An 8,899-nucleotide genomic window follows, 5' to 3' on the forward strand; every position below is an offset into this window, starting at 1 on the left:
CGAGCCGTCGGCGCGCGTGCCGGACCCGGCGTCGCCAGCCCCGGCTTTTGAGAGCGCCCTCGGGGACGACGTGCCGAGCGAGCATCCGCTTGGCGCGCCCGTGGCGCAGGTGCTCGACACCTACATCATCGCCACGGCCCCGGACGGGGATCTGGTGCTGGTCGATCAGCATGCCGCGCATGAACGCCTGACGCATGAAGCGCTCCGAGCGCAATATCTGGGGGGGCACGTCAATGCCCAGCGTCTGCTGCTGCCGGCTGTGATCGATATGCGGCGTGCGCATGCCGATCTGCTGCTGGCGCAGGCGCCCGCGCTCGCCCGGTTGGGGGTGGAGATTGAATCCTTCGGCCCGGGCACGGTGCTGGTGCGTGCGCTTCCGGCCCTGTTGGGCACGACCGACCCGGCGCCTCTGCTGCGTGATCTGGCCGACGAGCTGGAGACGGAGGGGCTTGCGACGCCGGAGGAGGCCGCTGTGCTGGACGGGCGGCTGGATGCGGTCATTGCGCGCATGGCGTGTCACGGCTCGATCAGGGCCGGACGGCGGCTGAGCCGTGAGGAAATGTCGGCCCTGCTGCGCCAGATGGAGGTGACGCCACGGGCGGGAACGTGCTCGCACGGGCGTCCGACATGGCTGAAACTCACGCGTCACGAGATCGAACGGATGTTCGGCCGGCGCTGAGGTTGCGCCGAACCTCACGTGATCGGGAGAACGTGAACCGCCCGTTGGGTAGCCACAGGCTTCCGGGGGGGATACACTCCGCGCAATCTGTCTGGTCGAGAGAGTTGCGGTGGCCCCCTATCTGCTTCCCCTGATTACGTTTCTTCCCCTCCTCGGCGCGCTGGGGCTCCTTCTGGCACGGGGGAGTGCGGACGCGGTGCAGGCGTCGTCGCGCTGGGTCGCGCTGTGGACCAGTCTGGTGGTGTTCGCACTGTCGGTGATGATGTGGCTTGGGTTCGATCCGCATCTGGCGGGCGCGCAGTTCGAGGTCCAGCACGCGTGGATGCCTGCCTTCGGGGTGTCGTACCATGCGGGTGTCGATGGCATCAGTCTGGTGTTCGTGCTGCTGACGACCTTCCTTACACCACTCTCCATCGCGGCATCGTGGACGCTCATCACGACCCGGGTCCGCGACTACATGATCGCGGTTTTGTTGCTGGAAACGACGCTGATCGGGTTGTTTTCCGCCCTTGATCTGGTCGTGTTCTACATTTTCTACGAAGCGACGTTGATCCCCGGCAGCCTGATGATCGGCATCTGGGGTGGCCCCAGGCGGATTTGGGCGTCGTTGCAGTTCTTCCTGTTCACCTTCGGCGGTTCGCTGTTCATGCTGCTGGCGTTGATCGCCATGTGGACGGCGGCCGGCACCACGGACATCCCGGCGCTGATGCAGGTGAATGTCCCGCCGGCGATGCAGAACTGGCTGTTGCTGGGCTTTCTGATCGCATTCGGCGTGAAGCTGCCGCTGTTTCCGCTGCACGCATGGCTGCCGGATGCGTACACCGAGGCCCCCGCGCCGGCGACGGCCCTGCTGTCGGGCGTCCTGTCGAAGGCCGGTGCCTACGGCATGCTGCGCTTAGGGGTGTTGATGTTCCCCGAAGCGGCGCACCGGTTCGCACCCTATGTGCTGGTGCTGGGTGTCGTGGCGGTGATCTATGCGGCGATCATCGCTCTGGCCCAGACCGACATGAAGCGCACGATCGCGTATTCGTCGTTCTCGCACATGGGGCTGATCGCGGTCGGTCTGTTCTCGCTCGACCCCGCCGGTCTGGATGGCGCGATCTTCCAGATGCTGTCGCATGGCGTGGTGATCGTCGCATTGTTCCTGTGCATTGCCGCGATCGCGTGGCGCACCGAGACGCGCACCATCGACGAGATGGGGGGTGTTGCTGCCCGGATGCCCAAGCTGGCCGCGCTGGGCATGCTGTTCATCATGGCCAATGTCGGACTGCCCGGCACGGGTGCGTTCGTGGGCGAATGGCTGGTCATGATCGGCGCGCTGCATGTGTCGTTCTGGGTGGCCCTGTTCGCTGGGTCCGCCATGATTTTGGGCGCCGTGTATACGCTGGTGCTGTATCGCCGGGTGATGTTCGGCGCCGTCAAGGGAACGGCGGCTCTGTTGCGCGATCTTACGGGGGTGGAACTGGCTGTGCTGGTGCCTCTGGCGATCGTCACGCTGTGGATGGGTATCCACCCGGACACGTTCCTGCGTCTGTTCGACCCGGTGATCACCAGCGCCTTGGGCGGCCATGCGGCGAACACCGCGTCTGTGGCCCATCAGGCGGTGCAGGTGGCCGCCCGCTGATCGAGTGAGGGGGCGAGGGGATCGCGCGCGCCCAGACCGGGCTGCGGACGGTCCCCCGGCACGTGACGGAGGCGTCCTGCCTGCCCGTCACGTGGTCTTCAGGCTTCCATGATCTCGGCGATGGTTTCGCTCTTGGGCCGTGACGCGGCGAGGACGTTGCCCAGCGACGCGATGATAATCAGGCTGATCCCCACACACTGCCAGCCCGACAGCGACTCCCCGAGCAGAAGCCAGCCGCTGAAGCCCGCCACCGCCGGGTCGAGGCTGAACAGCACGCCCAGGTCGCGTGCGCTCAGACGCCGCATCGCCATCATATCGAGCATGTAGGGCACCGCCGAGGAACACACCGCGACGAACACCGCGCTCAGCAACGCATGCGGATGGTGCCAGGCGACGGGTGCGGCGGACAGGATGCAGGGCAGGAGTACGATCGATCCCACGGTCATGCCCAGCGTTGCCGTTTGCGGCGCGCTCAGGCGGCCACCGATCCGGGTGCCGGTGAGAATATAGGCCGCCCACATGGCCGCCCCGAGCACGCCGTAGAACACGCCCAGCGGATCGAGGCTGGCGCCACTGCTGCCCGGCCGCAGCAACAGACCCAGACCGGCGACGATAATGGCGGCCCAGAACAGGTCGAGAAGGCGGCGGGAGCCGCTGATGGCCAGAGCAAGAGGCCCCAGAAACTCAAGCGCGACGGCAATGCCGATCGGCAGGCGCGCGATGGTCAGGTAGAAGAACAGGTTCATCATCCCCATCGCGACGCCATAGAGCGCGATATCGCGCTTGAGCGTCCCGGGCAGCGACACGCTGCGCCACGGTCGCCAGACGAGCAGGAGAATGATGGCGGCGAAGCCGATGCGCAGACCGACCGTGCCGACCGGCCCGAAGATCGGGAACAGGGCCTTGGCGATCGACGCCCCGACCTGATAGGACGCGACGCCGCCGATCAGGCAGGCCATCGCTTCGAGACGCACGCTCTGGCGTCCTTTGAGAGAGGGAGCGGGCACGGGACGAGGTCGCTTTGCGGGGGTGAACGGTGCCCGCGTCAGCAGGCCGTATCCTGCCCGCTTTGCCGTATAGTTCCCCGGTTTGGCAAGGGCTTGCGGCGCGGCGCACCCCTGTTGTGTCAGATGTCGAGCATGTCCACGCTGCGGGCGTGTTCCTGGATGAACTGAAAACGCAGTTCCGGACGCCGGCCCATCAGGCTTTCGACTCGCTCGGACGTCGCGGCCCGGTCTTCCGGGGGGGCCACGACGCGCAGCAGCGTGCGCGTGGCCGGATCCATGGTCGTGCGTTTCAGGTCTCCGGGCGGCATTTCGCCGAGGCCTTTGAAGCGCGAGACCTCGACCTTGCTGCCGGCCTTGAAATCGCGGGTAATGCGCCGCTCGCGGTCGCGGTCGTCCATGGCGTAGACCGTCTTCGCACCCTGGGTCAGGCGGTAAAGCGGCGGTTGGGCGAGGAAGATATGGCCGCCGCGGATCAGTGCGGGCATTTCGCGGTAGAAGAACGTCATCAACAGGGACGCGATGTGGGCGCCGTCGACGTCGGCGTCCGTCATGATGACGATCCGTCCGTAGCGAAGGCGATCGGGGTCGAGCTTGTCCCCGATGCCGCAGCCCAGGGCTTCGACTAGGTCGCGAAGTTCCTGATTGGCGCGCAGCTTTTCGGTGCTGGCGCTGGCCACGTTCAGGATCTTGCCCTTCAACGGCAGGACGGCCTGCGTTTCGCGGTTGCGTGCCTGCTTGGCCGAGCCCCCGGCCGAGTCGCCCTCGACGAGGAAGATTTCAGTTTCCGCCGCGTTTTCACGCGTGCAGTCGGTCAGCTTGCCCGGCAGCCGCAGGCGTCGCGTGGCACTCTTGCGGGGCGTGTCCTTCAGGTCGCGACGGCGCAGACGCTCTTCGGCGCGTTCGATGATGAACGCCAGCAGGTTGTCGGCCTGCTGCGGATGCCCGGCGAGCCAGTGATCGAAGCGATCGCGCAACGCGGTCTCGACCAAGCGCGCCGCGTCCGGGCTGGTAAGTTTTTCCTTGGTCTGTCCCTGAAAGTGCGGGTCGCGGATGAAGACCGAGAGCTTGGCGGCCACGGCGCCGAGAACGTCCTCGGCCGTGATGGCGGCGGCGCGCTTGTTGGACCGCTGTTCGCCCCATGCGCGCAGCCCCTTGAGCAGCGCGCCACGGAACCCGGCCTCGTGCGTGCCGCCAAGCGGCGTGGGGATCGTGTTGCAGAAGGAGGCGAGGGCCGACGGGCCCTGCTCGACGAAGGCCACCGCCCACTCGACGCGTCCGTTCGCCTTCCCGCCGGGGCCGGTCGGCAGGTCCGCTTCGCCCGCCCACACTTCGGCCAGCAGGGGCTGGGCGCCCATTTCATCGCGTAGGCTGTCGGCCAGACCACCGGGGAAATGCAGTACGGCCTCGGCCGGGGTGTCATCGCCATTGCGGATCAGGGTGGGATCGCATGACCAGCGGATGGTCACACCCCGGAACAGGAACGCCTTGGAACGGCAGAATTTGTAGAGACGGGCGGGCGAGAAGCCTTGCGCGCCGAAGATCTGGGGGTCGGGTGTGAACCGGATCTGCGTGCCGCGACGGTTCTGCGTCGGGCCGACTTTCTCCAGCGTCGTGATAGGGATGCCGCGTTCGTAGGCCTGTCGCCAGACGGCACGATCGCGGGCGATCTCGACCTCCATGCGGGCGGTCAGCGCATTGACCACCGACGACCCGACGCCATGCAGTCCACCGGACGTCGCGTAAGCCTTGTCGGAGAACTTCCCACCGGCGTGCAGCGTGGTCAGAATGACCTCCAGCGCCGAGCGGTCCTTGAATTTCGGGTGTGGATCGACCGGGATTCCGCGCCCATTGTCGCGCACCATAAGCCAGTTTCCCGGCTCCAGCGCCACGTCGATGGTCGACGCATGGCCGGCCACGGCCTCGTCCATCGCGTTGTCGATGATCTCGGAGGCAAGGTGGTGATAGGCGTTGTCGTCGGTGCCGCCGATATACATGCCCGGCCGGCGGCGCACGGGCTCGAGTCCCTCCAGCACCTCGATCGCACTGGCGTCGTAGCGCGCGGTGGTTTTCGGCCCGTTGCCGGGGGCCTTGGGCTCGTCGTCCGGGGTGCCTTCGGCGGGGGCGGAAAAGAGGTCGTTCATGTCACGGTCTCTCTCGCGTCACGTGCGTGCCGTCAAGCGGGACGATGCGACTGACGGCCGCGTGCCGCCTGCGTGAGAAACCGCGTTCGCCGTATGGGACGGAGAGCCGGCCCGCGCGTTGCGACGGGCCGGGGGGCACGTCAGCTGCGGACCTTGCGCGTGCTGCGACGCGCGCTCGTCGCGCGGGTCGGAGTCGTGACCGGCGCGCCGCACGTTTCGTAGGACGCGGGCTGGGTGATGTCCTTGGCCTCGGCATAGGCCGAGAGGTCGGACGCGTTGTCGAGGACCTGCACCTCGTCGAACATCGCGACGCGCTGGTTGCAGAAGGCGGTGCCCGAGTTGAGGCTCTTTTCCGACTGCACGTTGGCCAGCTGCGTGATGTAGTCGTCGTGCTCGCGCTGGGCCGACTTGCCGTACGTCGTGCGGAAATACGCGTTCAGGCGCGCTTCCTCATCCATCAGATGGGCGCGGAATTTCGCGACGAAGGCGTTGTAGCGGTCCTGCTGGCTGCACGAGAGCGCGGTCACCATCAGCTCGCTCTTCAGGCCCTGGACATCGAACGCTTCATGGGCGGGGGTGACGCCGCAGGTGCCGGCGGCGTGGGCGACAGGGGCGAGGGTTGAGGCCAGCAGGCCGCCAAACGCGGCGCCGGCGGCGGCAAGGCGCCATTTCGGCAGGGTCATTCAGGGTCTCCAGACCGGACAGACGGACACGCCCGCGGGCCCGAGGGGGTGCTTCGCGGGACGGGCCGGCGACACAGTAAAACCGGCATGTGAACTAATCTCTGCAACACACTATTTTGCAAGAAAATTTTCTGCATGCACGCCGATCCGTCGCGATGGTTGCTTGTAACGCCTTCCGATCGCAGAAAAATGTGGCAACCGTGTGAGCGGACCGGGCGCAACCGCGATCACGAGCGTGTGGCGGCGCGTGACGGAAATGGACTTTCGTCCGCCACATTCCTGTTCTAAGCAGACCACCATGAGACCCCGGTGGGGTTGGACAGAACGGGACGCGCCGGGCGCATCCTGAAGATATCGGAGTTGAAGCGTGCGACTGCGAGTGCCCGTGACCCTTGTGACGACGTCCCTTCTGATGGCCGGCTGCGCACAACATCCCCTCGCTCCGCACATCGCTCCGCCCAATCCGTTCGGATACATGAAGCGCTCGGCGGTGTGCGACGTGTCGCCCGTCAAGGCGGCGCCCGATGGCAGCCTGTCGGTGTCGATGAAGGTCCGCAGTGACGACGGCCTCTGCTCGGTGCCCGTGCAGACCGCCAAGGGGGCGGCCTATGCCTCGTTCGGGGTTACGTCCGCGCCGGACCACGGTAAGGTGTTCCTGTATAATTATGACGACCAGACCTGGGTCACCTACACGCCCACTACGGCTTATGCCGGGACCGACAGCTTCAACGCCACGCTTATTCCCGGAGCGGGTGACAGCCGGGTGAAGCTGCGTGTGGACGCTACCATGGACGCGATCGGCGTGGTGGTCCCGAGAGCAGTCGTCCCGGCCGTGACGGCCCCGACGGCGAGCAAGAGTGCGACGAAGACGACGACCCATCGTCGCACCGCCACCAAGACCAAGCATTGACCCTCGCCCGGTGCGCCGTCGACAGGCGCGCCGGAATGACGAAAAGGGGGCGTGGAGGACTGCTCCGCGCCCCCTTTTCGCATGTGGCTCCGTGAGCCTCAGATTGAAAAGCTGATGGGCTCGGCCATCGGTCGACGCATGCCGGCACTCTCGGCCCGTCGGACGAGATCGTCGAGGGTGATCGTCTGCATCTGCTCGACCAGACTGCGGTCCAGCGCCTCCCAGCACGGCTCGACCACCTTGGCGAACAGAGCCCCCTGCGGGCCGTCATCGCCCGCGCTGTCGTCGGCGACGGCGACATCGACGATTTCCGCCAGCGTGATGTCGCGCCGGGGACGGCCAAGGCGATAGCCGCCGCGCGGTCCGCGCACGCTCTCCAGCAGGGACGAACGGGACAAGGCCTGCAGCAGCGGTTCGATCCCACGGCGCGCAAGCCCCGCGCGTTCGGCGATGTCGGCGGCGCTGACCGTTCCGCCCCGGCCGGCGTGGAACGCCACGTCAAGCATGATCACCACCGATATCATGGCGCGGTCGCGGCGGATGAACATCGGGAATTCTCCTCTCTGTGGCCGGGCATAAAGATCGCCCCGCATCGTCGGGGGCATTCTATCATCCGTCGGCGGGATGATCTACGCTGTCTTATGGTGTTATATCATGGCGAGCGTCGTAAAGAACGATCTGTTTGCCGATAACGTGGAAAGTCAGCGTATGTCCTCTCCGTCACGCACGTCCCCGTCCGCTCCGCCCGTCGCCGTCGACGGTGCCTGGGGCCTCGCGTCGCCACGCGGACGTGTCTACGACTCGATCGTGCAGACGGTCGGCGGCACGCCGCTGGTGGCCCTGCCACGCCTTGTGGCTGAGGACGACATCCACGCGTGCCTGCTGATGAAGCTGGAGTTTTTCAATCCGCTCGGCTCGGTCAAGGACCGGATCGGCGCCGCCATGGTCCTGCGCGCCGAGCGCGAAGGACGAATCGTGCGCGGGCGTACCGTGCTGGTGGAGCCCACGTCGGGCAACACCGGTATCTCGCTAGCGTTCGTGGCCGCCGCGTTGGGCTATCGCCTGATCGTGACCATGCCGGAGGGAGCGTCGATGGAGCGGCGCAAGATGCTGCGCCTGATGGATGTCCAGCTTGAGCTGACGCCGTCGCGCCTGGGCATGGCGGGGGCGATTGCGCGCGCCGAGGAAATTCTGCGTCAGACCCCCGACTCCTGGATGCCGAGCCAGTTCGAAAACGCGGCCAACCCGGAGATACACGCCCTGACCACGGCGGAGGAAATCTGGACCGATACGGCGGGCGCGGTGGACATTGTGGTGGCGGGGTTGGGCACGGGGGGCACGGCGTCCGGGATCGCGCACGCGCTCAAGCCCCGCAAGCCCGGGTTGGCCGTCTACGGCGTCGAACCGGTCGAGAGCGCGGTTCTGCATGGGGAAGAAGCGGGGCCGCACGGCATTCAGGGAATCGGGCCGGGCTTCTGTCCCGCCACGCTGGACATCGCGGCGCTGGACGACGTGGTGGCCGTGTCCGAGCGTGAGGCGATCGCCGCAGCCCGGCGCTGTGCGCGGGTCGACGGCATTCCGATCGGCATTTCGTCCGGTGCGGCGCTACACGCGGCAACGCAGCTTGCGCGCCGCCCGGAGAACGAAGGCAAGACGATCGTGGTGATTACCCCGTCGTTCGCCGAGCGTTATCTGTCGACGTCGCTGTTCAACGGACTGGCCTGACGCGACTCAGCGGCCTGTCACGGGGGGCAGGCTGCTGCTCTGGACGGCGTTGCTTCCGGGCGGGGTGTAAGGCTGGCTGTCGGCCGGGAGCGCCGGCTTCGCGCCCGTCATCGCAGGCGGCGGGGCGGCG

At 66.9% G+C, this 8,899-nt stretch carries 7 protein-coding genes and 1 pseudogene; 4 read left to right on the plus strand and 4 right to left on the minus strand.

Annotation, left to right across the window (positions count from 1 at the left end):
* Both HUK82_RS12265 and HUK82_RS12270 read left to right on the plus strand, forming a co-directional pair.
* Nucleotides 1-679 (plus strand): annotated as a pseudogene (locus HUK82_RS12265) (DNA mismatch repair endonuclease MutL); the annotation flags it as partial.
* A 109-nt stretch (nt 680-788) separates the two neighbouring features.
* On the plus strand, nt 789-2,303 hold the full coding sequence (locus tag HUK82_RS12270) for a complex I subunit 4 family protein (protein ID WP_176614235.1): 1,515 nt from the start codon (nt 789-791) through the stop codon (nt 2,301-2,303).
* A 98-nt stretch (nt 2,304-2,401) separates the two neighbouring features.
* Here HUK82_RS12270 and HUK82_RS12275 read toward each other — a convergent pair whose 3' ends face one another.
* The 3 genes from HUK82_RS12275 to HUK82_RS12285 form a co-directional block, all read right to left on the minus strand.
* Entirely contained in the window at nt 2,402-3,310 is a 909-nt protein-coding gene (locus tag HUK82_RS12275) for an EamA family transporter (RefSeq protein WP_264801971.1), read from the minus strand.
* A 119-nt stretch (nt 3,311-3,429) separates the two neighbouring features.
* On the minus strand, nt 3,430-5,451 hold the full coding sequence (gene parE / locus HUK82_RS12280; RefSeq protein ID WP_176614236.1) for a DNA topoisomerase IV subunit B: 2,022 nt from the start codon (nt 5,449-5,451) through the stop codon (nt 3,430-3,432).
* A gap of 140 nt (nt 5,452-5,591) precedes the next feature.
* Nucleotides 5,592-6,134 (minus strand): hypothetical protein, encoded by a 543-nt coding sequence (locus HUK82_RS12285; RefSeq protein ID WP_176614237.1) that lies wholly within the window; start codon nt 6,132-6,134, stop codon nt 5,592-5,594.
* Between the two features lie 367 nt (nt 6,135-6,501).
* Here HUK82_RS12285 and HUK82_RS12290 point away from each other — a divergent pair, with 367 nt between their 5' ends.
* The gene (locus HUK82_RS12290) at nt 6,502-7,044 is read left to right on the plus strand and encodes a hypothetical protein (protein ID WP_264801972.1); all 543 of its coding nucleotides are present in this window, start codon (nt 6,502-6,504) and stop codon (nt 7,042-7,044) included.
* Between the two features lie 98 nt (nt 7,045-7,142).
* On the opposite strand, the gene HUK82_RS12295 is transcribed toward HUK82_RS12290, so the two are convergent.
* Complete coding sequence (locus HUK82_RS12295) at nt 7,143-7,592, minus strand: RrF2 family transcriptional regulator (RefSeq protein WP_176614238.1); 450 nt, start codon at nt 7,590-7,592, stop codon at nt 7,143-7,145.
* A gap of 160 nt (nt 7,593-7,752) precedes the next feature.
* On the opposite strand from HUK82_RS12295, the gene cysK reads away from it, so the two are divergent.
* Nucleotides 7,753-8,769 (plus strand): cysteine synthase A, encoded by a 1,017-nt coding sequence (gene cysK / locus HUK82_RS12300; RefSeq protein ID WP_176614241.1) that lies wholly within the window; start codon nt 7,753-7,755, stop codon nt 8,767-8,769.
* Nucleotides 8,770-8,899 lie beyond the last annotated feature (130 nt).

It is taken from the genome of Ameyamaea chiangmaiensis, assembly GCF_013376175.1.
In the GTDB taxonomy this organism is placed as follows: domain Bacteria; phylum Pseudomonadota; class Alphaproteobacteria; order Acetobacterales; family Acetobacteraceae; genus Ameyamaea; species Ameyamaea chiangmaiensis.